At 64.7% G+C, this 23,637-nt stretch carries 13 protein-coding genes; 3 read left to right on the forward strand and 10 right to left on the reverse strand.

The window, feature by feature from the left end:
• Positions 1 to 90: 90 nt before the first annotated feature.
• The 3 genes from K8R92_07415 to K8R92_07425 all read left to right on the forward strand — a co-directional run bounded on the left by K8R92_07415 (position 91) and on the right by K8R92_07425 (position 6,847).
• Positions 91 to 4,344, forward strand: coding sequence for a hypothetical protein (locus tag K8R92_07415; protein MCE9619723.1), 4,254 nt, complete (start codon positions 91 to 93; stop codon positions 4,342 to 4,344).
• A 212-nt stretch (positions 4,345 to 4,556) separates the two neighbouring features.
• Positions 4,557 to 5,573 (forward strand): terpene cyclase/mutase family protein, encoded by a 1,017-nt coding sequence (locus K8R92_07420; GenBank protein MCE9619724.1) that lies wholly within the window; start codon positions 4,557 to 4,559, stop codon positions 5,571 to 5,573.
• Entirely contained in the window at positions 5,570 to 6,847 is a 1,278-nt protein-coding gene (locus K8R92_07425) for a hypothetical protein (protein MCE9619725.1), read from the forward strand. The genes K8R92_07420 and K8R92_07425 overlap by 4 nt, the downstream gene beginning before the upstream one ends.
• Here K8R92_07425 and K8R92_07430 read toward each other — a convergent pair.
• The 10 genes from K8R92_07430 to K8R92_07475 form a co-directional block, all read right to left on the reverse strand.
• A complete protein-coding gene (locus K8R92_07430) occupies positions 6,771 to 9,317 on the reverse strand; it encodes a ComEC/Rec2 family competence protein (protein ID MCE9619726.1) in 2,547 nt (848 codons plus the stop codon). The two genes, K8R92_07425 and K8R92_07430, sit on opposite strands and share 77 nt — an antisense overlap.
• A 60-nt stretch (positions 9,318 to 9,377) precedes the next feature.
• Entirely contained in the window at positions 9,378 to 10,418 is a 1,041-nt protein-coding gene (gene trpD / locus K8R92_07435; GenBank protein ID MCE9619727.1) for an anthranilate phosphoribosyltransferase, read from the reverse strand.
• A 2-nt stretch (positions 10,419 to 10,420) separates the two neighbouring features.
• Entirely contained in the window at positions 10,421 to 12,412 is a 1,992-nt protein-coding gene (locus tag K8R92_07440; protein MCE9619728.1) for a deoxyribonuclease IV, read from the reverse strand.
• Between the two features lie 3 nt (positions 12,413 to 12,415).
• Positions 12,416 to 13,450 (reverse strand): Gfo/Idh/MocA family oxidoreductase, encoded by a 1,035-nt coding sequence (locus K8R92_07445; GenBank protein MCE9619729.1) that lies wholly within the window; start codon positions 13,448 to 13,450, stop codon positions 12,416 to 12,418.
• 18 nt (positions 13,451 to 13,468) lie between these two features.
• The gene (locus K8R92_07450) at positions 13,469 to 14,302 is read right to left on the reverse strand and encodes a hypothetical protein (protein ID MCE9619730.1); all 834 of its coding nucleotides are present in this window, start codon (positions 14,300 to 14,302) and stop codon (positions 13,469 to 13,471) included.
• 29 nt (positions 14,303 to 14,331) lie between these two features.
• Positions 14,332 to 15,180, reverse strand: a complete 849-nt coding sequence (locus K8R92_07455) for a phosphoribosylformylglycinamidine synthase subunit PurQ (protein MCE9619731.1) — start codon at positions 15,178 to 15,180, stop codon at positions 14,332 to 14,334.
• On the reverse strand, positions 15,177 to 18,107 hold the full coding sequence (locus tag K8R92_07460) for a phosphoribosylformylglycinamidine synthase subunit PurL (protein ID MCE9619732.1): 2,931 nt from the start codon (positions 18,105 to 18,107) through the stop codon (positions 15,177 to 15,179). Before K8R92_07460 ends, K8R92_07455 begins: the two co-directional genes overlap by 4 nt.
• A 105-nt stretch (positions 18,108 to 18,212) precedes the next feature.
• Positions 18,213 to 19,805, reverse strand: coding sequence for a hypothetical protein (locus K8R92_07465; GenBank protein MCE9619733.1), 1,593 nt, complete (start codon positions 19,803 to 19,805; stop codon positions 18,213 to 18,215).
• A gap of 180 nt (positions 19,806 to 19,985) precedes the next feature.
• Positions 19,986 to 21,557 (reverse strand): OprO/OprP family phosphate-selective porin, encoded by a 1,572-nt coding sequence (locus tag K8R92_07470; protein ID MCE9619734.1) that lies wholly within the window; start codon positions 21,555 to 21,557, stop codon positions 19,986 to 19,988.
• A gap of 205 nt (positions 21,558 to 21,762) precedes the next feature.
• Positions 21,763 to 23,298, reverse strand: a complete 1,536-nt coding sequence (locus K8R92_07475; protein ID MCE9619735.1) for an OprO/OprP family phosphate-selective porin — start codon at positions 23,296 to 23,298, stop codon at positions 21,763 to 21,765.
• Between the last annotated feature and the right edge of the window lie 339 nt (positions 23,299 to 23,637).

A 23,637-nucleotide genomic window follows, 5' to 3' on the forward strand; every position in this document is an offset into this window, starting at 1 on the left:
CGCTTTGAAGAGAGGTTGTTTGTGCCAGAAATCAGCCGCCAAATCGCGATTCTTCGAAGGAGAATCATCTCCCTGCACCGCGTCCAGACGGTGGCATTCGCTGTCGCGATTCTGGGTGCGGCACTGCTGACGGTCGGAGTGATCGACTACTCCGTCCACTGGCCGAGGGCGGCGCGGGCGGCGATTCTCGCGGCGGGAATTTTCGCCGCATTCAAATTGTTCCAGCGCTGGTTGCGGCCCGTCTGGAGGCAGACGCCTTCCGAGACCAGTGTCGCGATTCGCATCGAGGAGGTGGAGCCGGCGCTGCGCGGACTTCTGGCCAGCGCGGTCGACTTCGAAAGCGGCGGCACGTCAAAGCAGGAGCCGCTGGCGGCGGAGGTTGTGGAGCGAGCTTCGAGCGCCTGGAAGACCCTCCAGCCCGGCAAGCACATTCGCCGCATGCCCGCGGTGGGCGCGGCGGCGGTGGCGTGGCTGATGATCGGAATGTGGATCTGGGGCTTCCTTGCGGCGCCGCAGATTGCCTCGATCGCGCTCACGCGGACACTGCTGCCGTGGAGCTCGGCGGAGTGGCCGCCGCGCATGCTGATCCGCGCCGAAATTCCGATGACCCATGTCGCCAAGGGCGAGACCATTCTGATGCGGGCCCGACCCGGTGAGGGCGAAGGCCACAAGTCGATCGAGGGCATGCGCGTGGATGCGGTCTGCGAAATCAAGGACGCGAGCGGAACCGTGACGACCAAGACCTTCGAGATGGTGGCCCAGAGCGATGGCTCCTGGGAGCGGCCGCTGGTCGCGGAGGGCGAGACCATCACCATCTCCTTCGCCACCGATGACACCCGGACCGCGCCGGTGGAAATCAAGGTGGTGGAGCCGCCGACGGTTCGAGGCGCGGAGCTGGTGGTTGCGCCGCCGGCCTATGCCGCGCCGATGCGCGAGCGCGTCGAGGTCAAGTGGGAGGGCGGCGCGATGCCGGCGCTTCCGGCGGTGCTCGCGGGTTCGACCGCGACGCTTCGCATGAACTTTTCCATTCCCTCGGTGGCGAAATTGGACGCGGAGGGACGCGCCGACCCCGCATGGCTGGCGCGCACCGTGGCCGCGATCGACATGGCCACCAGCGCCGCGATCGAGACGATTCAGTTTTCGGCCCCCTCCCCGACGCAGTGGGCGCTCACCTGGCCCCTCGACGCGAGCGTGGACATCGTGGTGGATCCCAGCGACGAGAATGGGATCCGTGGTCCGCAGCCGCTGAGGGCGAGGATCCAGGTCGTCCCCGACCAGGAGCCGACGGTGGTGGTGGCCGATCCGGAGCAGGACGAAGTGGTCACCCGCATGGCGAGCCTTCCGACCCGCATCGAGGCCAAGGACGATCTCGGACTGGCTTCGATCGGCTTCCGCCTCGACCGGCAGCAGCGATCGGGCGAGCCCGCACCGAAATTGATGGCGAGCCAGGAAACTCCAGTGGCCTCGAGGGAGGGGGAATTCAAATCCACACTTGAGCTGGCAAGTCTCGAGGTGAAGAGCGGCGACACGCTTTTCCTGCGCGGCACGGCGCTGGACCTCTACGAGCGCGACGGGCAGAAACGCAAGCCCGCCGCCAGCGAGCCGCGCCGGATCCGCGTGGTCGAGCAGGATGTCTTCGAGCAAAACATCCGCCAGCAGACCAGCGCGCTGCGACAGGCGGCCGCGCGGCTGGAGATGGCCCAGAAGGACGCCATCGACGAGAAGGATGTCGGCAACGCGATCCAATCCCAGAAGAGCCTGAGCGACCGGATCGACCAGGCACAGAAGACGGCCGAGCGACTTTCCAAACGTCTCGGCCGCAACGGCATGAAGGACTCCAACATCGCCGAGGCGCTGCGCGAGGTCGACCAGCAGGGCGCCGCCGCCTCGACCCACAGCCAGAACGCCTCGCAACAGCTTCGCCAGGGCGCCGATGGCAAGGCGGAGGCCATCAAAGAGGCGAAGGATGAGCAGAACCAGGCGCTGAAGGCGATTCAGTCGATGCTGGAAATTCTGGACCGCGACGACGATGCCGCCGGGGCGCAGCGCCGCACTGATCGCCTTGCCGAGTCGATCTCCAAGTTGCGCAAGGAAATGCAGCAGACGGCCCAGCGCACCGCGGGCCGCACCGCCGAGGAATTGTCCGCCGAGGATCAGAGCCAGCTGCGCGGCGAGGCCCAGAAGCAGCGGGCCGCAGCGCAGGAGGCGCGGGCGCTGATCGAGGACCTGCAGGATCGCGCTGAACGGACGCAGAAGAAGGACCAGATCCAGGCCCAGTCGCTGCGCGGCGCGGCCGCCGAAGGCGAGCGCGGCGACGCCGCCAAGCACATGGAGGAGGCCGCGGATCGAAGCGAGCGCAACCAGGCGGGCGCGGCCGACGATTCCATGCAGGCCGCCGCCGAGGCCGTCGCCAAGATTCAGAAGGCGCTCAAGGCCGATCGGCAGGCCAAGAACGAGGAGTTGAAGCGGCGCCTTTCGAGCCTGGTCGAGACCATTCGCGCCCTGGTGGCGCAGGCGGAGGCGGGACGAAGCGCCATCGACGCCATCGTGGAATCGGCGCCGCAGACCCAGGACGATGCGGGGAAAAAGGCCGAGCAGCTCTCGCGAAACACCTCCGCCGCGACCGAGGAATCCAAGGGCGGCGGCCGCGCCGCGGAGCCGGTGACGAAAGTGCTCGAGCGCGCCGCGGTTCTCGAAGGCGAAGTGGTCGTGGCTCTGCGCGCGACACCGATGCAGATCGATCCAGCCAAGGACGCCTCGTCGCGCGGGCTCGAGTTGCTGAAGGAGGCGCTGGCCAAGGCCGAGGAAGCCAAGCAGAAGCAGGAGGCGGACGATTCGGAAAAGGAACGCGAGGACCTCGCCAAGAAATATGCGGAATTCGCCCGGATCGAGGGCCTGCTGCGCCAGGAAGTCGCAGCGATTCTTCCGCCGGACCAGAAGAAACTCGACCGGCGCGCCGCGGCCACTTCGCGCGAGATGGCTGAGCGACAGGAAACCCTGCGCGGCCAGGTGGCGGGCGTTCCCAAGGAATCCGCCACCGTGAAGGAGGCGGCCGTCTTCCTCAAGACGCACGAGCTGATCGACGAGTGGATGAAGTCGACGCGCGACGAGATGGCGCAGACGACTCCCACGCCGGGCACCGTGGCGATGCTCGACCTGACCACCGAGGCCCTGCAGAGTCTGGCAGCCGCGCTCGCCGATCCCGAACCGAAGGACGACCCCTTCGCGCAGAACAATGGCGGCCGAGGCGACGAGGGCGCCGGAGAAGCGGGCGGCGGCGCTGGTGAGCAGAAAAAGAAAATTCCGCCGCTGGCGGAGCTGCGCCTGGTGCGCGAGCTGCAGGCCCAGATCAACCGGCGCACCAAGACCATCGACGAGGTCGGCGCGGATTCCCCCGCCGCGTCCAAGGCCATCGACGACCTTTCGAAATTGCAGAACGATGTCCGCTCGCTTGGCGAAGACTGGGTCGAGCGCATGAAGAAGGCGTCCGCCCCCACCAAGGGTCCCAAGAGCGCCAAGCCTCCCGAGAAAGCACCGCCCCCCACCGAGGGCTCGGCCTCCTCACTGCTCCACGGATTCGGGATCGATCCTCCGGCAAGCGATCCTCAAAATCCAACTCCCCAAGTTCCGCCCGCTCAGCAAGAGGCGCCGAAAAATTCTGACGCGCCGGCGCCGCCCGATGCAGCCAAGAGTCAGGACGCCCCCGCCAAGACGCTCGACGAACTGCTGGGCATCGGCGGCAAGGGCGGCGAGCGCGCCGCGGAAGCCCAGCGCAAGGAGCAGCTGGAGCGCGGCCTCAAGGAGGAATCTCTCGACGATCTCGCCGAAGCCGCGATGAAGGACATGCGGCTGGCGCAGGAACTTGTCTCCAAGGAGCGGGATCTGGGCATCGGCACGCAGCGGGTGCAGGCGCAGGCGCTCTCGCGGCTCGACGCCCTGATCGATGCGGCGGTGAAGTTCGAGAAGTCCAACAAGAGCAAGCCCTCAAAGAAGCAGTCGCAGAAGAGCCAGTCCGACGCGTCGAACCAATCCGCCGGCGATCCCAAGAGCGAGGCGGGAGAGGATGCGGCCAAGCCCAAGCCCGGCGAGGGCACGGGCCAGAAGAATCAGGATGGACGCCGCAACGAAAACGGACAGTCCGGCGACGAGGTGAATCCGCCCGATTTCCAGGATGCGGACATGCAGGCCGACTCCGCCATGGATGAGGGTCGCTCCGAATGGGGACGCCTGCCCCAGCGCATCCGCGAGATCATGTCGCAAAGCCGGCGCGACCGCGTGAGCACGCTCTATCAACGGGCCACCGAAGCCTACTATCGGCGCATGGCCGAGGACCGTGGACCATGATCCTTTCGCGCAAGTCCGCCGCCCTCGCCGCGATGCTCTGCGTTTCGTTCTGCGTCTTCGCGGCGCAGAACTCTCCCGCCCCCGCTCCAGCACCCGAGCCGAAAGACCAGGCCGCGCCCGAGCAGAAAAATCCGCAGGAAAAACCCGCGCCCGCAACGGAGCCGAAAAATCCGCAAGAGGCGCCCGCAGCGGATCCCGCCGCACCGCCGGTCATGCCGGTGGAACCGATCGATCTCGACAAGGAGCGACCTTCCCAGGTGGGCGCCAGCGCCCAGAACACGCCGATGGAAGCGGAGTTCACCCCCGCGGCGGAAGAGTCCGTGCAGCGCGGCCTCCGCTATCTGGCCAGTCTGCAGAATGACGATGGTTCCTTCGGCCGCGGTCGCTTCGCCCGTCACGCCGGCATCACCGCGCTCTGCGCCCTGGCCTTCATGTCCGACGGCCATCTTCCCGGCCGCGGCGCCTACGGCGACAATGTCCGCAAGGCCCTGGAGTTCGTGCTCAACAGCGCCACCGAAACCGGCCTGCTCGCCGCCGAGAACAGCCACGGCCCGATGTATGGCCATGGATTCGCCACGCTTTTCCTGGGCGAGATCTACGGCATGAACCCCGAGGACGCGCGGGTGCGCGACGCCCTGACCCGCGCGGTCGAACTCATTGTCAACAGCCAGAACGAGGAGGGCGGCTGGCGCTACAACCCCGTCCCCTACGACGCGGACATCAGCGTGACCATCTGCGAAGTCATGGCACTGCGCAGTGCCCGCAACGCCGGCATCAAGGTCCCCAAGGAGACCATCGACCGGGCGATCGCCTATGTCCGCTCCTGCCAGAACCCGGACGGCGGATTCCGCTACATGACCACCGTCGGCGTGAGCGCCTGGCCGCGCACCGCGGCGGGCGTGGCCAGCCTCTACTACGCGGGCGTCTACTCCGACGATTCCATTGAGCGCGGCCTGAACTACCTGCTGGCCACGGTCAATCCCGACGGAGCCGGGCCCGCGGGCGAGGCGCACTACTTCTACGGCCACTACTACACCGTGCAGGCGATGTACCTCGCCGGCGGAAGTCGGTGGACCAATTGGTGGCCGCGCATCCGCGACGAGATGATCTCCAAGCAGTCTGACACCGGAGCCTGGACCGACTACCAGGCCGGACAGGCCTACAGCACGTCGATGGCGCTGATCGTGCTGCAGATGCCCAAGCGCTACCTGCCGATCTTCCAGAAATGAAAGGCGTCGCACCCTATCTTTTCACAATGTGCCTGGCGCTACCGATCGCGGCAGCCGCACCATCGGCGCCAAACACACCAACCACTCCAGCCGCCCCAACGGCGCCGACCACGCGGGCCATCGCTTTTGCGGATCCCGTTCTCTTCGAGCCGGTCATGAGCGGCGCCGCGGCACCCGTCGAAGTCAAGACTCTTCCTCCCAGCGACTCCTGGCCCGGCTGGTGCGGCGCGAAGGTGAAGCAGCGCTCGGTGGCCGGCCTCTTCAGCAAGTCGGGCGCTCAAAGCTATTACATGATGATCGACGGGCAGCGCCTCGCCGGCGTCTTCGAGATGGGCGGCCTCAAGCCCTCGTGGCGAAATGCCGCGCTGCAATCCGTCCCCATTGACCTGGAACAGACCCTCTCCATCGGACCATTCACCCGCAAGCGCGACTTGGTTTCGACCAAGGACATGATCATCCTCGTCAACAGCGACCGGCTTGAGGGATTCATCGACTCGGTCGATGTCGCCACCGGGATCGGCCTCGAGGTCGCCACGCCGGCGCCTGCGCCGGGCGAGAAACCCGGCAAGCAGGTCATGCGCATTCCCATGGACCGGATCGCGGAAATCCGGCTGGCGTCGAAGTCGAAGCCGGCTGGCGGCTGGCGGATCTGGCTCGCGGATGGAAGCGCAATCGACGTTGATTCCTGGAGCGATGACCAGAACCAGTGCCGAGCCCGGCGGCCCCACGCGGTGGCGGAGATGGAGAGCGTCGTCCTGCCCTGGACCAGCGTGCTGGCGATCGCACCGAACTCCAATGCCATGACGGTGCTGGCAAACTGCCCGTGGAAGGCGATTCCCGAAGCAGACGCCTCGGCGACCAGGCTTTCGCCCCCCACCATCTCGTCGCCCTTCATTCCCACGGCCTTCGACGCCACGCCGCTGGACCTGCATGGCCCCGGCGCCTTTCAATTCTCCTTTCCCAAGACACGCGGCACGCTGTCGATGACGCTCTCCATTCCGCCGCAGCTCGGAAGCGCGGTCGGTTGTCACGCCTCCATCGAAAGCAACGGCAAGATTCTCTGGCAGGGGGCGCTGACCCCGGAGTTTGCCGCGACCGACCTTCGCCTGCCCTTCGAGGGCGAGGAGCTGACGGTCCGCCTCGATCAATCGAAGCGCGGCGCCTTTGGATGCGCCCTTCGACTGGGCGACGCCATCGTCATTTCCGATTCATGCTCGGAGTCACCGCCTCCCACCCGCTCCCCCGCCAGCGCTCCAGCAAAATCCGATCTTTGATGCCATCGCCGAACCAGGTGACCCGCAGGGCGCCGTCGCGACAGGTCACGCCGCGCAGTCGGGCACCGACCACGGCGCCAATCTTGTCATGGCGAAAGCGCTGCGGACCCGTGCTTTGCACCAGCATCTCCGGGTTCAACCGCGCCATCAATTCAGCGACGCCGTCGGCCCAGGCTCCGTGGTGTGGCAGCTCCATCACGCGCGACGGACCGAACTGCGGCGAGGCAAGAAGGTTCGCGATCGCCTCGGTCTGGGCATCCCCCAACAGCGTCAGCCAGGCCATGGAGGGCGATGACTTTGAAGACATGTCGCCTTCATCTTCAGCCGGGTGGATGCGGAATGCCAGGCTTCCATCGTTCACGATGCGGCTTTGATATCCGGCCGCGGGGTGCAGCACGCTCCACGCAAAGCCGTCAAATTCAAGTCCGCTCCCGGCCACAAGCGTCTCGACCCGCACGCCGCGCTCGCGCATCGCGTCGATCAGAACGCCGGGGGCGTATGGAGATCCGGTGTATTTGATGAACGCCTCGGTGGCGTAGACGCGGTCGATGGGAATCTCCGCCGCGATCTCCGGCAGCGCCGAGAAGTGGTCCAGATGCGGGTGCGAGATGATGACCGCATCGAAATGCGTGCAGCCCAGGGCCTTGAGCGCCGGCACGAGCACCATCGATCCGCCGGCGTGCCGCGAAATCGTGCCCGCGTCGAAGAGCACGCGCGAGCTTGGCGTCTCGATCACATGGGCGCTGCCATCGCCCACCGAGATGGTGATCAGCCGAAGTTTCCAGCCCCGTGGCGACGCATTCACCACCGGCAGCGGAAACACCATTGCGGTGACCAGCAGGAACGCGAAGAGAGGGAGCGCGATCCGACGAATCGACGCGAGCGGGCACATCCAGCACGCCGCCAGCGCGACAAGCTCAGCGACCGCCCACCACCAGGGAATGAGGCCGCCGCGGAAGTTCGCCGATGGCAATCGCGCAACCATTTCCGCGAGCCACAGAAAGATCGACGCAAAAAGCGAGAGCGGACAGCCCAGCAGGATCGAGGCGCCGGGAATCGATCCGGCCAGGCACGCCAGCGACGAAAGCACCGTGATCACCGCGGCCAGCGGAGCCAGCACCGTGCTCGCCGGTGCCGCCCAGGGCGACACGCTTCCAAAATGGGATTCGGTGATGGGTGTCGACATCAGCCACGCCGCGGCGCTGGCTGAAAGTGCAGTGGCGAGAGATTTCACGGGGCCCGGAGCCGGCGTTCGCGGAAGCCCAGGCAGCGCTTTCCACGGAAGTGCAAGCCACTGCAGTGTCGGCCCGCTTCCATAGCGCAGCGCCAGCACGGCGCCGTAGCTCAGCTGAAACCCGGGATTCCACGCGGCCCACGGATCGCCGGCCAGCGTGAAGATCGCGGCGGTGGCGAGCAGGCCGTCGGCGCGCCACCCACGGTCGCAGGCGACCGACACGCCTGCGAGAACTCCGGCGATTCCCGCCCTCAGCACGGAGGTCTCCACATCCACGACAAATAGAAACAGCAGCGCCGTCGTCGCCAGGATCCATCCCCGGATCAGCCAGGGAACCCGGATGAATTCCATGATCACCCAGACCGCGCCGAAGAGCACCGCCACGTTGAATCCGCTGATCGCCAGGAAGTGACTCAGCCCACTGGCGGAAAAACTTTGTCGAAGCAGCCGGTATCCCGGAAGCTGCCGGCCCGTCGTCATGGCGACCACAAGCGTCCGGATTCTCGCCGGTGCCGTAGCGGTCATTGAGGCGATCAAGTTGCGATCGACCCACTCACATGCCAGGCTTCGCCACTTCAGGAAGGGATGACTGGACTCGGTCGCCTTCGAAACCAATTCCGGAACACCGACGACCGAGATGCTCCCGCAGCGATCGTCGCGGAAGGCCCGCACGCGAAAATCCGGCTCGCCGGGATTGCTCGGGGCACCGATTCCGCGCATCCATCCGACGCCGGCAACAACATCTCCGGCCGCAAAGTCCGCACCTTCGCCGTCAATCGTCAGTGAGACCGTGCCGGAGCATGGAATCACCACATCACCGGAGCGAAAGTGATCAAGAGTGGCCGGCGCGCGATGTCGCGGCGGGTCGGCCGCATTTTGAAATCGATCCAGCAGGTCATCTTCGGGCGGATCAGGCTGCCTGAACGGCTCCTCGAGCGTGGCCTGGAAGCGAACCAGCACGGGTTCCGCGCCGACCGCCGCGCGCGCATTGCCGCGGGATTCCCGCGTCGCCGCGTGTCCCCCCCACGCCGCGCCGATGCACGCCAGGGCGAGGAACGAAGCAACAAAGGCTTCCCTGCTCTTGAAAATCATCGCGACAAGTGCAAGCACCACCGACGCCGCGATCAGAAAATCGATGATCCACTCGGCGACCGCACCCGGCTGCATCGAGAGTCCCATTGAAACGGCGGCCGTCAGGACGATGGCGACCAGCAGTCCGAAGATTCCATTGCGCATCGGCCAAGCATGGCGAGGCGCCGCCGACGCACCTTCGATGTCGGCTGATTTTCCCCGGAATTATTGGTTTGAAAGCGTGATGACCCGCTCCAGCAGCGAATTCACGCGGCCCGACTGGATCGCATCCGCCGCCAGGGCCCCCGCAGCCCGCGGATCGCCCGCCTTGTCGGCCACCATCAATCCCAGCGCCGCGTTGATCAGCACCAAATCCAGCGCCGGACCGCCGTCGATCCCCGAAGCCAGCCTGCGAAAGAGCGTTGTGGCGTCGTCGAGATTCTCCACGGCGCGCGGCTGGGTCTTGCTCCGCGAAATTCCGAACTGCTCCGGCTCGAAGACCACGTCGCCCAGGACGCGGCCCCGGACCACCTCGACCGCGCGGGTGTTGGCGCTCACGCTCACCTCGTCGAAGCCATCGTCGCTGTGGACCACAAAAGCCTTCACCGCGCCGCAGCGGGCCAATACTTCGGCTACCGGCGCCAGAAGATCCCGCGACCAGACGCCGACCACCTGCCGCAAGGCGCCGGCCGGATTCACCAGCGGACCGATCGCGTTGAGAAGCGTCGGGGCTCCGATCGCCTTGCGGGCGTCGGCCACGAAGCGCGCGGCGGGATAATGCTTCGAAGCCAGGCAGAAGCAGAAACCGCACTCTTCCAGCATTTTTGCCTGGACTTCCGGCGCCACGTCAATGTTGACCCCGAGCGCGGCGAGCGTCTCGGAGGAGCCGAAGCCGGTGCGCGATCGGTTGCCATGCTTGGCCACCACGCCTTTGCACGCGGCGATGATCAGGGCCGCGAGCGTGCTGACGTTGAGCACCTTGGGCGCCCCGCCGGTGCCCGCCGTGTCCACAATGCGCTCGCTTGAGATATTGGTGGGGACGGTCTTCCCGACTCGAATCAGCGCGGTGACGCCGCCCAGGATTTCCGCGGTGGTCGGCAGATGTCCCGAGAGCAGTCGCAGCCACTCCTCGACCAGCGGCGGCGGAACTTCCCCGCCAAAGATCGCGCTCAGGGTCTCATCCACCCTCGCCGCGGAAAGGAGTTCGTTCTTTCGCGCGGCGGCGATGGAGGCGCGGACGACTTCAGTTGGTGCGGTCGGGGCCATGGCTAGAGACCATAGACCTTGATCAGTTTGAGCACCTTCGGTTGCTCGGGATTCTGCTGCAGCGAGCGCTCGAAGGCCGCCTTGGCGTCGCCCTGTGTTGCCGTGTTCTTCTTGCCGCCGACCACCCAGGCGTTGAGCAGATTGACCCCCACGCCGTTCCACGCCGGCCAGTGCTTGGGATCGATGCGCACCGCCTCGCGGTAGCTGCGCACGCTCTTCTCGTAGTCCCCCACACGGAAGTAGGCCCAACCCAGCCGCTCATAGCTGTTGGCCGTCGGCGCCAGCTTGACCAGCAGCAGCGCGGCGTTGACAGCCTCGCGGTAGCGCTTGCTCTTGGCATAGGCGTTGAGGAGATTGGTGAGCAGCTGCGGCGTCGGCTCCATCAGCTCCGCGGCCATCTCGTACTGCTGGATCGCCCACTCGTGCTTGCCGGATTGCTCATAGGCCACGCCAAGATTGATGCGGGCCACACCGGAGTCCGGCTTCAGCTTCACCGCCTTCTCGGCGTAGACCACAGCGCTCTTGCTCTCGTCGAGCTGCAGGTAGGCGGTGGCCATGTTCAGGTTGGCGTCGAAGTCCTCGGGCCGGATGAGCAGCGCCCGGTGATAGGCGCGGATCGCGTCGACCAGCTTGTTGAGCACCTGCAGCGCCTTGCCGCGGCCGAACTGCGCGTCGAAGTTGCTCGAGTCGAAGTCCGCGGCGTTGGCGAAGGCGCTCTCCGACTGCGTCCAGTCCTGCTTGAGGGCCTGCACCTGGCCGACGCCGACCCAGGCGTCGGGAAGTTTGGGATTTTCCTGCAGAATTTCCTGGAAGGCGGCCAGGGCGTTGTCGTAGTCGCCCGATTGCATCAACTGGTTCGCCTGCGAAAGCTGGGCCGCCTCGCGGACATTGGGGGCGGCGGGTCCGCTCACCGCGGGAGCGCTCTCGATCGGAGTCTCGCCGCGGATCTGCTCGAGCGTCTTGGTCTTGCATCCCACATTGAGCATGAGCAGCGGCGCCAGCAGCAGAAGCGCGAGGATGGTCTTCGCTTTCGACTTCGCCAGTTTCTTCACTGCGCCTTTGGCCGCCGCTGTCTTCACACCCCAGAGCCGGCGCAATCGATCCGCATTCTCGACATCCCAGTCGCGACCCTTGAAGGAACCCTCCTTGGGAGTCTCGAGAATCACGGGCACGTTGCGCCACGCCTTGACCGACGCCAGGCTCTTGAAGCAGGCTTCGCCGCACTCGCCTTCCAGGATGTGAGCGTGGCGATCCTTGCGGCTACCGCAGGGAAAGAGCGAGTCGTTGGCGTGGAAGGCCATGACCCGCTCCACCGTGAGGTGTTCGTCAATGCGCTTGAGGGTTTCCCCGGCGGCCCTGGCCGTGTCCATGCAATAGCCCGCGGCGACGGCGTGGCAGGTGTCGATGCAGTAGGCGATCCGCTGATGCTCCTTGACCAAGCTGCGCGCCGCCGCCAGCTGGTTGAAGTTGTATCCCAGCGTCGTGCCCGCTCCCACCGTGTTCTCCAGGCATGTCACCACCTTGTAGCCGGGCAGTTCCTTGTGGATCTGGTCCAGGCTTGCGGAAAGGCGCTTCAGGCCCCCCATTTCCTCCCCGGTGGGTTCCTTGCTCAAGTCGTTCTTGTCCTTGGGCGAGCGCTTCTCGCCCAGATGCGCGCCGGGATGCATCACGCAAAGGCGGATGCCCAGCATCTCGCAGCGCTCCAGCTCGCTGCGCTGCAGGGCGATTGACCGTTTACGAGCCTCCGCCGAGGGGCTGGCGAGATTCACCAGGTAGCTGTTGTGGCTCACCACGCGATGATCCTCAGGATCGCTCCAGCCGGCGGCCTTCAGCGCCTCGAGCCACTCCGCGCATTCCTCCTTGGAAGGCTGGCGCGGCCGCCACTGACGCTGATTTGAGGTGAAGAGCTGCACGCAGTCAAGGCCGCGCTCCACAGCCTCGCGAACCGCGTTCGCAACTCCGCCAGCCGCGCTTCGGTGCGATCCGACTCTCATGGTCTACACAACGCTCGCGGCATCAAGGGACTTCGCCGCCGCCACGATGCGCTCGGCGGTGCGGACCGCGGCGAATCCGGCTTCAGCGTCCACGAAGGGTTTGCGCCCGGTGCGGATGGCGTCGATGAAATCCAGCAGCTGCAGTTTCAGCGGCTCCCCCGCCTTCACGTCCAGCGGCTCGACCGAGACCAGGTCCAGCCAGTTCACGCTGCTCAGATCCTCGCCCTCCTTCAGGCTCTTCTTGACTGAGGCGAGCTTCTCCTGGTTGGCGGTCTTGCGGACCACGGTTCCCTTGCGCTCGACGAAGTCGGCGCTCATGTAGGCGTCAGCGCCGATCAGGCGAATCTTTCGCTCGGTCTTGAGCGCCAGGCGGCTCGCCGTGACGTTGGCCACGCAGCGGTGGCCGTCAGGTCCGGGCGGGAAGGTCAGTCGCGCATTGCAGACATCCTCGCTGTCGCCCAGCACGCTCACGGCGCTGGCGTGAACCTCGGAGGGCTCGCGCTCCAGCAGCATCAGCAGCAGGTCCAGGTCGTGGATCATCATGTCCAGCACCACGCCCACATCGACGCTGCGGAAGGTCATGGGACTGATCCGGTCGATCTCGATGAAGCGCGGCATGCCCAGCGCAAGCTGCCGGATGGCGACCATGACGGGGTCGTAGCGGACGACATGGCCCACCTGGAGCACGGCCCCGCTCTTGGCGGCGGCGTCGGCGATCACTCGCGCCTCGCTCACGCTGGGGGCCAGCGGCTTCTCAATCAAACAGTGCACACCCGCGGCCAGCAGCGCCTCGGCGGCGGCGCGGTGGTGGATGGTGGGCGTGGCAATGACCACGCAATCCACGCCATGCTTGACCAGTTCCTCGACCGTCGCGAAGCCCTTGCCGCCGTAGGTCTCGGTCATTTCGCCGCGCCGCGAGACCTCGCGGTCGACGATTCCGACCAGCTCGATCCCCTCGACCTGGGTGCCCAGGCGGATGTGGTGCCGACCCATCCGGCCCGCGCCAACAACACCGTAACGAAGCGTTTTCGTGCTCATGGCTGCCGCCGAGGATAGTCATTTCGGCGTCGTATATCGCTCGGCATTCTGTTTCGCCAGGCGCTCTTCGCGCGCCACCGTGTCGTAGCAGTGCGTCAGGCAGTGGGCCAGATCCCACGCTGTGAGCGCCCCAAGCAGCAGGCTCAGCACCATGGCGACCCAGGTGAAGAGCCAGAGGAAATCCGCGACGATCTGAAAATCACCCTTGCCCCAGCCCACGCACAGCGCCACGATCATCGCGATCGGCGCCGTCCACGCCCAGCCCATCCAGAGGCGGTGCAGCAGCTCGTTGCGCAGGTAGAGCGAGACCCGCGCGACTTGAAAAAGGACCAGCGTCCATCCGGCGAGCGCGGGCACGAGCAGCCAGGTTGCGGCCTGGAACCAGAGGGAGGGAGTTGGATTGTTGGTTTGAGTGCTTTGAATGCGCAGATCCTCGATGACGCAGAGCGCGACGGGCCAGAACCAGAATCCGAAGAAGGGCCACCAACTGCGCAGCGCCGCCTGCCGGTGCAGGCCCCAGGTGTCGGAGCCCGGTCCGTTGATCGGTTTGAGCCAGAGCATCGAGGCAATCGGCGCCAGGATCAGGAAGGGAAGGAAGAGCCAGCGCGCCGTCGAGAAGGAAACCAGCTTGATCTGGCGCAGCGCATCCCAGTAGAAAACAAATGCGAGCGCGATCGACGCCCCCAGCATCACCGCCACGAAGGCGAAGCGCCGCGCGATCGGCCAGACGATGGTCGGTCCGGACCGGTGCAGCTCCCCTTCGCGCCACCGGCTTTGATAGACCACCGGATAGCCGCACTCCGGGCAGCGCGTCGGCATGGGCGGCCCGACCAGCTGATATCCGCAACGCATGCAGAGCTGCGAGATTTGCTTCGGCGAGCTCATCGACTGTTGTGATGGAGCGGCGGATGATGGCCTACCGCCGCGACGTGGGGCTCGTTTCGATCGACGTGGGCGACGGCGTTCTTGAAAATGGAGAGCCCCAGCGTGTCCCCGCTTCGGACCTCGGCCGACAGCCGGGTCCACCAGGGGTGCTGCGTCCAGCGGGTGAAGCGCTCGGGGTGCGGCATCAGACCCAGCACCAGGCCGCTGGGATCGCAGATGCCGGCGATGGCGTTGAGGCTTCCATTGAAATTCTCGCTTGCCGCGTAGCGCAGCGCGACTTGTCCGTTCTTCTCCAGCGATTCGAGCGTCGCGGGGTCCGTCATGAAGCGCCCCTCGCCATGGGCGCTGGGCAGCAGATCGCAATCGGCGCGAGGGGCGAGCCCCCTCGTCCAGACGCACCGGGTGTTGGCGGGAATCTCCACGTGGGTCCACGCGTCGTTGAAGCGCTCGCCGATATTGGTCGCCAGCGCGACGGTGGGGACCGCCGACCGGGTCGGCCATCGGTTGCCCTGCGGGCCCGGCAGCAACCCCGCCTGCACGGCGATCTGAAAACCATTGCAGGGGCAGATCATGGGAACGCCCCGGGCGACTGCGGCGGAGAGCGCTGGATACATCTCTCTGCGCATCAGCACGGCCATGATCCGTCCCGCGGCGACATCGTCGCCATAGCTGAAACCACCCGGCAATCCGATCAGCGCATAGTCGTCGACCAGGCTTGGCTGGCGCATCAGGCGCGAGAGCAGGACGCTTTCGGGTTGCGCTCCGGCCGCGGCGAAGGCCTGCGACAACTCGAGGTCGCAGTTGATGCCCGGCGCGGTGATCACCAGTGCCTTGCAGGGCCTCATGTCGACCAGCTCTTTCCGGCGCTCTCCCACGAATCCCGCAGCGACTTCACGGAGATACTTTCGCCGCCCGCCCTGAGCCCGCCGCTCGAATCAAACTCGCCCACGACGGCGTGCACAAGTGTGCCCAGCAGCTTGGAAATTGCGGCAACATCTTCCGGCGCCACTTCGAGCAGGTAGCGGCTTGGCGTCTCGGCGAAGGCGCGGGCCTCGAGCGGAACCGTGGTTGCGCAGGGAACGGCGTCGAGATCCAGCGTCAATCCGAGATCGCCTCCGAAGGCCATCTCGGCCGAGGCCACCAGCAGGCCGCCTTCGCTGGCGTCGTGCGCCGAAGCCACACGTCCGGAGGCGATGCACGCGGCGACGGCGCGGGCGATCCGCGGTCCCTTCTCCAGATCGACCACCGGCAATTCCAGGTTCGCGCCGGCGACATCACCCAGCATGCACCGGTGCGATCCGCCCATTCGGGCATCGGTCACGCCCACAAGAATCAGCTTGTTTCCGGCCTTTTTTGCGTCCATCGTGACAGCCCGGTCCACTCGCTGAACAATCCCCAGCCCCGAGACCAGCATGGTGGGCGGAATGTGGATCGTCTCGCCCTCCTCGGTCTGGAATTGATTGTTGAGGGAATCCTTGCCGCTGATGAATGGCGTGCGATAGGCCAGCGCCCCGTCCAGGCACGCCTCCGACGCGCGCACCAGGCTTCCCATGTGGCGCGGGTCCTTGCAGGATGGCCAGCAGAAGTTGTCCAGGATGGCGATCTTCTCCGGATCGGTGCCGACGCAGACCAGGTTGCGCACGCACTCATCGATGGCCGCGAGCGTCATGAGGTAGGGATCCGCCGCCAATCCCGTGGCGAGGCCGTTGGCGATCGCCACTCCGCGCGGCGAATCGGGAAGCGGCTGCAGCACCGCCGCATCGCCAGGTGCGCCGCGTTTGCCAACCAGCGGTTTGATGACACTGGTCCCCTGCACCTCATGGTCGTACTGACGGATGATCCACGCCTTGCTTGCAATGTTGCCATGCGCCAGCAGTGCGCCGAGCGATTCGGCCAGGCCGGCACCGTGCTTGAGCGCATGCGCCGCCGCCGGCTCGTAGCGCTGATGCCACGCTCCATCCCAGACCGCCTCGCGCACCGGTTTGGGAAGCCCCTCCTCAAGGAACTCCATCGAGAGGCGACCCATCTCCTCGCCCTTCCACATCAGGATCAGCTCGCCATCGGGCGTTCCAAACGAGCCCAGGTCGCACAGGAGCACGCCATGGTCGTCGCAGAGCCGCTGCAGCGAGGCAAGATTGGCTGCAGGAACCGCCAGCACCATGCGCTCCTGCGCCTCGCTGATCCACACCTCGGTCGGCGTCAATCCGTCGTATTTCAGCGGCGCATGGTCCAGATGCACTTCGGCACCGATGGACTTGCCCATTTCGCCCACGGCGCTGGAGAAGCCGCCGGCGCCGCAATCGGTGATCGCATGGAAGAGCGGCCTTTTCGCCGCGTCCCGCGCCGCCAGGATCGCATCAAGGGTCTTCTTCTGCGTGATCGCGTTGCCGATCTGGACCGCGTGGCCGAACTCGTCGGCGTGGGAATCGGTGAGCTCGGCGCTGGAGAAGGTCGCCCCGTGAATTCCGTCGCGTCCCGTCCTACCGCCCAGCGCGATGATTCGGTCACCCGCCTCCACCTGGCCGCGCACCAGGTCGCGCGGCAGCAGGCCCACGACCCCGCAGTACACCAGCGGATTGCCCACGTAGCGCGGATCGAACCACACGCCGCCGTTGACCGTGGGAATGCCCATGCGATTGCCATAGTCGCGCACCCCCGCCACCACCTGGCGCAGCACCCGGTCGGGCGGCAGGCAGCCCCGCGGCACCTTCGCTTCCGGAGGCGCCACACAGAACACATCCGTGCAAGCGATCGGTTTGGCCGCGAGCCCCGTGCCCATGACGTCGCGGATGCAGCCGCCGATGCCCGTCGCCGCGCCGCCGTAAGGCTCGATGGCGCTGGGATGGTTGTGGGTCTCCACTTTCATGCAGAGCGCGTGCTTCTCGTCGAAGGCGATCACGCCGGCGTTGTCGACGAAGACGCTCAGACACCAGTCGATGGCGCCGGGTTTCGAGGCGTCCATCATCGCGTGGGTGGCCGCCGCAACGGTGTGTTTGAGCAGGTTGTCGACGACCATCGAATCCGCCCCGTCGGCGGTGTGGCCAGCCATTCGCGCCGCCCGCGGCAGCAGGCTGGGCGTTCCCGCAATCAGTGAACTCTCCCGGTAGCGCACGCGGCTCTTGAGCGTTTTGTGCACGCAATGCTCGCTCCAGGTCTGGGCCAGCGTCTCAAGCTCGATCTCCCGCGGTTCGCGGCCAAGCGTGCGGTAGTGCGCCTGGATGGCCTTCATCTCCTCGAGGTCCAGGAAGAGATGTCCGCTGCGGCTCAGCCGGTCAAGGTCACCGTCGGAGAGATCGCGCAAGGGAATGTCCTGCGCCACGACCGGCCGCGAACTCCCTGCGGGAAAATGATCCGGCCGGTAGGGCTTGGCGTGCACGGCCTGCACCACGCTGTTGGCCAGGAATTTCTCGGCCACCTGACGGCCGCGGGCCTCGTCCACCCCGTCGAAATCCCACCGGTCGCCGGTCCGGACCCGCACGGCCTTTCCAATCAGGCGCTCCACCGCGATCTCCACGCTCTCCGCCGCAGGATCAGTCACGCCCGGCAGCGGATGCACCTCGATGGTGCAGCCCGCTTTGGGAATGGCGGATGAGCCCGCGAACGAGCATTGCGTCACCGGGTCCGCGAGCAGCTGCCCGCCGATCACTTCCACCTCGCTTGGATTCAGGTCGCCCTCGACCAGGTAGATCTGGGCCGAACGCACCGCGGTGGGCGCCGCACCGGCCTCGGCCGCGACGCGCCTCAGCAGCGACGAGCCGCGCACATCAACCATTTCGGGTTTGGGGCGCACCTCGATGCGATGGATCGCCGGCATGGAGCGAGTGTAACGCTGCCGCGCATCCGCTCCGAAAGACTGAATGGCGGTCGGATTCGCGGCCTAGAAAATCAGCTGAAGCCGCGTTCGGAAGACGATTTCGCCCTGGCCGGAAGCCCGCCACCCGGAGAGCGTGTCGATGTAACTGGCGCCGACCGCCTGGCCCACGGTCACGCCCATGTCGGTAGTCCACTTCAAGTCCTGTCCGTCGAGGTACCAGTTCACGCCCGCCGTGAAGATGCTCAGCGGGCCCTGGTCCAGGAACGGCCCGCCCTGGAGGTTGGTGTCGTTGTTCGTGTTCCAGCAGGCGTATTCGTAGCGGCCGAAGATCTCGACCTTCGGGTCCACATAGATCGCGGGCTGGAATGTGAAGCCATAGGCGCTGATGTATCCCAGGGGCAGTTGCGGCGTCGACGGAGGCGGCCCGAAGCTTCCCGCGCGGGAGCTCTGCTGCGATTCGATGTAGTTGAAGTAGGCCGAGGCGAAGATGCTCGCCCCGCCAAAGTTCCACTGAGCGTCTGCAGTCACGCTGTTCCAGTAGTTCTTGAACGAGGTGGCACCGGGGGCGACGAAGTACTGCTCGGTGGGAGAGGACTGCTGGAAGTGATAGGCAAGACCCATCAGAAAACCGGCCTGTTCTCCCATTTGGCTGGTGAAACTGTTGAAATCGTTCCAGGCGCCGTAGGGTTTCCACTCCAGGCGCGTGTTGAAGCTGATGTCGGATTGCATGGAGAACCAGGGGGCGTTCAAGGGATTGGAGCCGACCGCCAGGAGATCCCCACCCAGCACATTGTCCGTGCCTCCGTTGTCGACCGAAAGATCCCAGCGCAAATCGTCACCCTGGTATTGAAATTCAATGCCCTGCGAGTACCACAGACCGTAATTGCGAGAGACGATCGAGCGGCTCACCGCCATCTGGTTCTGGTCCACCACCAGCTGCTCGCGCGCGTAGGGCAGACGGTACTGTCCGAAGCGCATGCTCCAATTGTCGGAGAAATTGATGCGGGCCCAGGCGTCGAGCAACTGAAGCTGGCCGCTGTCGCTGCCCACCACGAAGCCGTTGGGATTCGCGGTGTCTTTGCTCAGGGCCGCGGCTTGGTTGAAGACCACATTGGTCTTGATCATGTATTGGATCGCCGGGCTGAAGACATGCCCCTTGAAAATGAGCTCGTTGTAGCCGCCGGATCCGAAGCCATAGCGGTTGGCCAGCTGATCCATGCTCGGATCATCCTCGGGCGGGTTGATGTTGCTCCAGATGAATGCGGGCTGCACGAATCCGCTGATCTCCAGCCTGAAGCGGCCATCCGGGCTCGCCAGGAAGAAGCCATCATTCCAACCGGCGGTCATGGCGTCCTCGCGAAGGCTGGAGCGGCTCTCCGAGTCGGCCAGCACATCCTCGACGATGCCGCGGATCTGCCCCGCGCGCTCCTCGCTCAGCCATTTCTCGCCTTCGAGGGCCTTGAGGTCGGCGACCTGCGTGTCCAGCGCCTTGTTCTTGCGCTCGAGCGAATCGATCCGCTGCAGCAGGGCCTCCAGCGAGGTTCCGCCGCCGTCGGCGACCTTGGTGGTGGCTTCGCTCGCGGGTGCGGGCTGGCCGAGTTCATCCGCCGGAGCCACCGTCGCCGATGCGATCGCGCCCGCGGATGCGACCACCATTCCACAGAGCCGACCGTGGGTGGAAGACCTCCAAAAATGCGATGAATGGGCGGCTTGCGGCATGAAACGAGGGCTCATAGTAGCACGGCACTACATCGGCTTTTCGCGGGCTCGACCGGACAAAATCCGCCCCAAGCGTCCGCCGAAGTCGGCAAAATGGACCCTTTTTCATCGAAGAATTCAGAAGAGCAACTGCAATTGGGAGCGAAAGACAAACTGACCTCCGTTGCCGATGGCGGAATCCTGGCGGTAATCGGCGCCAGCGATGCTCTGGTTGTAGAAGCCGTTGGTGAACATCACGCCGTTGACCGCATAACCCAAGTCCGTCGACAGCTTGATCATCTTGCCGGCGATGTACCAGTTCAAGCCGACCGTGTAGAGGGTGTTGTGCTGCGAGGAGAAGGGATTCGACACCGGCCCCGCAGCGACGTATCGCATGTTGTTGCGGCCATTGCCGAGCGTGTCGTACCACTCGAACCGCCCGTACAGCTCGACCTCGTCGCTGATGAAGTAGCCACCCTGCAGGGTGGCGCCGTAGGTGTGCACCGGGCTGCCCACCGTGGTGGCCGGCGTGCCCGCGGCGGCGCTGGAGGCCAGGTTGCCGAAGAACGAGGCGAAGATGTTGGCTCCACCCAGCATCCACTGCGCGTCCGCGGTGTAGGTGAACAAGGCGACATCACCGTCGGCGCTCACCGGCGCGGTGCCGTCGCCGACTCCGCCGCGCTGCCAGTTGAAGCCGCCGCCGAACATCAGGCCCTGGGCGTCGCCGCGGGGGCTGGTCAGGATGTCGAACTGCTTCCAGTTGCCAAAGGCGAGCCACTGCACACGACCCGTCAGCGCGTATTGCGAGTAGCCGGCATTGGCGGCCGTGTTGGTGTTGCCGATGACCGCGGAGGTGTTGGCGTCATTGCCGCCGTCGTTGAAGCTGATGACGCCCATGAGGTTGTCGCCCTTGGCAGTGAGGGCCAGGCCCTGGGTGAATTTCATGGTGAAGAGCTGGTTCACCAGCGAGCGCTCGATGCACTGCTGGTACTTCGAGCTCACCAGCTCCTCGCGGTTGAACGGGGACTTGAACTGGCCCAATTTCAGGGCGATTCCGCCGCCGAAATCCTTGCTGATCCATGCGTCCTCGATGGAGGAGGTGGCGACATTGGCTCCGCTGCCGGCGGTGGGAGAAGCGGTGCCCGCGGCGCCCGCGGTGGCGCCGTAGCTGTTGTAGATGACCGTCACCCGGTAAGTCCAGCTGGGGTCGACCACGTTTCCAAGAAAGTCGAGCTTGACGCGCCGAAGTTCGAAGCCGCGGGCGGTCCGCTGCACGCCGGCGGCGGGGTTAAACCCGTTCAGGCTCGCGCTGCTCAAGCGGCTGAGCGCATACCGCGCCTGCAATTGCCCGCCCACCACCAGCTTGAAGTTGCCGTCGGGGCTGGCCAGGAAGAATCCCTTGTCGTAGCCCCCGGTCGCCCCGGCCGCCTGCAGACTCGAACGCGAGTCGGCGTCGGCGATGACATCCTGGACGACGCCGCGGATCTGCGCGGCCCGCTCCTCCGTCAGCCACTTGTCGTTGTTCTGCGCCTTGAGCTCCACCAGCTCCTGGCGGTTGAGCTTATTTTCCCCCTGAACCTGCTCCAACGATTTCTGCAGGCGGTCGATTTGTGCCTGCAACTCGGCGTTGGAAGTGTCTCCGGTGGCGGCGAACGCGGCGCCTGAGAGCGCGGCAACAGCGAGAAATCCGGCAATTTTTGTCGTACGCATGTGAAGGCCTCCTTAAGGTCTGGAAGGAGGCAGTTCATTCACAATGCGTTCGGGTCGTGTTGCCGCTTCATGGGCGGCGTGTCATGGTTGCATTAAGAAATGGTTTGCAAAAAGAAAGCCACCCGGCCCCAAAAGGGACCGGGTGGTTGGTCTGAAACCCTGACAACTACTGGGTCAGGATGGATAACGTCTTAAGTGAAGTGACTCAGAACACCAGCTGCATCTGGCCGCGGAACACCCATTCACCACCAGCATTGATCGAATTGCTGGTCTGGTAGTTCGTGCCGGCAACTGAAGAGCCGTAGAGACCACCCGTGAACAGGATGCCGTTGTTGGACCATCCGGTGTCGAACGTGAACTTCACGTTCTTGTTGAGATACCAGTTCAAGCCGCCCGTGATAATGATGTTCTGCTGGGCAGCCAACGGACTCTGGAAAGCAACCGCGGGGTTGTTGCCACCCTGGCTGGCGGTCTCGTACCACTCAAAGCGGCCGAACAGCTCCATGGTGTCAGTGATGAAGTAACCACCCTGGACGATGGCACCGTAGCTCTGAATCGCGCTACCGTTACCACCAGCAAACGCACCACCGAGGCCGGGAAGGCTGCTGGTGAAGTTGCCGACGAACGCACCGTACAGGTTCGCTCCGCCGAGATCCCAGGACGCATCAACGCAGTACGAGAAGTAGCCCGAATCCGTGTTGGATCCACCACCGGTTGGAAGCGGATTGGTTTGAACACCACCGTGCTGCCAGTTGAATCCCGCACCGAGCATGAGTCCCTGAGCATCGCCACGCATGCTGGTCATGTCGTTGAACTGATTCCAGTTGCCGAAAGCGAGCCACTGGAGGCGACCCGTGAAGGCGTACTGGGTGAAACCACCCGTTCCACCCGTGGTGGAGCTGTTGGCCGTCGCAAAGTTGGCATTGTTGCCACCATTGTTGAAGCTGATCATGCCCATCAGGTTGTCGTTCTTGCCGGTCAACATCACACCGTCAGTCCAACCCGTTGAGAACAATTGATTCACGATGGAACGCTCAACCGCGAGCTGATTCTTCGAGCTGACCAGTTCCTCGTGGAGGAACGGGCTCTTGAATTGGCCCATCATCAGACCCCAGCCATTGCCGAAATCCTTGTTGATGTAGGCATCTTCAAGATTCGCAGTGGAAGAGGTACCGTTGCCGTTGCCTGAAGCAACAGTCGATTCAGAGACGTTGTATGGGCTGCCGTTGGCATTGTTCTGGGCCGGGAGATAAGCCAAGGTCATCTTGTAGGTCCAGCTCGGATCGACCACGTTGCCGGAGAAGTTGAGCTTCGCGCGGCGAATCTCAAATCCCTTTGCAACGCGAGTCTGGTTCGGTTGCGGAACGGTCGTTGTCCAACCAGCGTTGCTCAGGCGGCTATAGGCATAGCGAACCTGGACTTGGCCGTTGACCTGCAACTTGAAGTTTCCATCGGGGCTGGCAATGAAGAATCCATTGTTGTAGCCCGAGGTTGCTGCAGTTGCCTGAAGGCTCGAGCGGGTGTCCGCATCGGCCATCACGTCTTGAACCACGCCGCGAATCTGGCTTGCCCGCTCTTCGGTCAGCCACTTGTCGCCGTTCTGGCTCTTCAATTCGGAGAGTTCCTTCTTCAACTCAGCGATTTGCGCATTCGTGTCGTTCGTCGCCTCGACAGACGCCGCAGCAGCCGTACCGGCAACCGCAGTGAAAGCGAGAAGACCAACAAATTTTGTCAAACTCATTGCATGTGCTCCTGATATAAAAGTGATTTCGGTACTTGCCCTGACCCTGGGTTCGTACCTTTGCGTCATCCACCCTGCCGTCGGTGTCCATGCCCCATTAGGCATAGACCGGAGGGAGTTCTCAACGTATCGGTCGAAATGGACCGGCAAGTTGAGGGCGAGATCATAGTGTTGTAAAAATTTCTGTGTGGTGGTTGGTGGAAAATTATTCGTTTCCACGCTGAAAAGTGGCTTTTTTCACACCATCCTGTGGGCGCAACTCTTTGCAGTACAACATATTGGGTGATTTTCAACCATTTATTTTTTGTTTTACAAATGATTTCATTCGATTTTGATCAA

Source organism: Planctomycetota bacterium (genome assembly GCA_021414025.1).
GTDB lineage: Bacteria > Planctomycetota > Phycisphaerae > Phycisphaerales > SM1A02 > SYAC01.

What these genes read in the sequence shown, in the direction of transcription:
- K8R92_07450 (MCE9619730.1), bottom strand. Translation starts at nt 14,302, where the DNA reads ATGCGTTGCGGATATCAGCTGGTCGGGCCGCCCATGCCGACGCGCTGC.
- trpD (MCE9619727.1), bottom strand. Translation starts at nt 10,418, where the DNA reads ATGGCCCCGACCGCACCAACTGAAGTCGTCCGCGCCTCCATCGCCGCC.
- K8R92_07465 (MCE9619733.1), bottom strand. Translation starts at nt 19,805, where the DNA reads ATGGTGGTCGCATCCGCGGGCGCGATCGCATCGGCGACGGTGGCTCCG.
- K8R92_07460 (MCE9619732.1), bottom strand. Translation starts at nt 18,107, where the DNA reads ATGGTTGATGTGCGCGGCTCGTCGCTGCTGAGGCGCGTCGCGGCCGAG.
- K8R92_07420 (MCE9619724.1), top strand. Translation starts at nt 4,557, where the DNA reads ATGCCGGTGGAACCGATCGATCTCGACAAGGAGCGACCTTCCCAGGTG.
- K8R92_07470 (MCE9619734.1), bottom strand. Translation starts at nt 21,557, where the DNA reads ATGCGTACGACAAAAATTGCCGGATTTCTCGCTGTTGCCGCGCTCTCA.
- K8R92_07445 (MCE9619729.1), bottom strand. Translation starts at nt 13,450, where the DNA reads ATGAGCACGAAAACGCTTCGTTACGGTGTTGTTGGCGCGGGCCGGATG.
- K8R92_07430 (MCE9619726.1), bottom strand. Translation starts at nt 9,317, where the DNA reads ATGCGCAATGGAATCTTCGGACTGCTGGTCGCCATCGTCCTGACGGCC.
- K8R92_07440 (MCE9619728.1), bottom strand. Translation starts at nt 12,412, where the DNA reads ATGAGAGTCGGATCGCACCGAAGCGCGGCTGGCGGAGTTGCGAACGCG.
- K8R92_07455 (MCE9619731.1), bottom strand. Translation starts at nt 15,180, where the DNA reads ATGAGGCCCTGCAAGGCACTGGTGATCACCGCGCCGGGCATCAACTGC.
- K8R92_07475 (MCE9619735.1), bottom strand. Translation starts at nt 23,298, where the DNA reads ATGAGTTTGACAAAATTTGTTGGTCTTCTCGCTTTCACTGCGGTTGCC.
- K8R92_07425 (MCE9619725.1), top strand. Translation starts at nt 5,570, where the DNA reads ATGAAAGGCGTCGCACCCTATCTTTTCACAATGTGCCTGGCGCTACCG.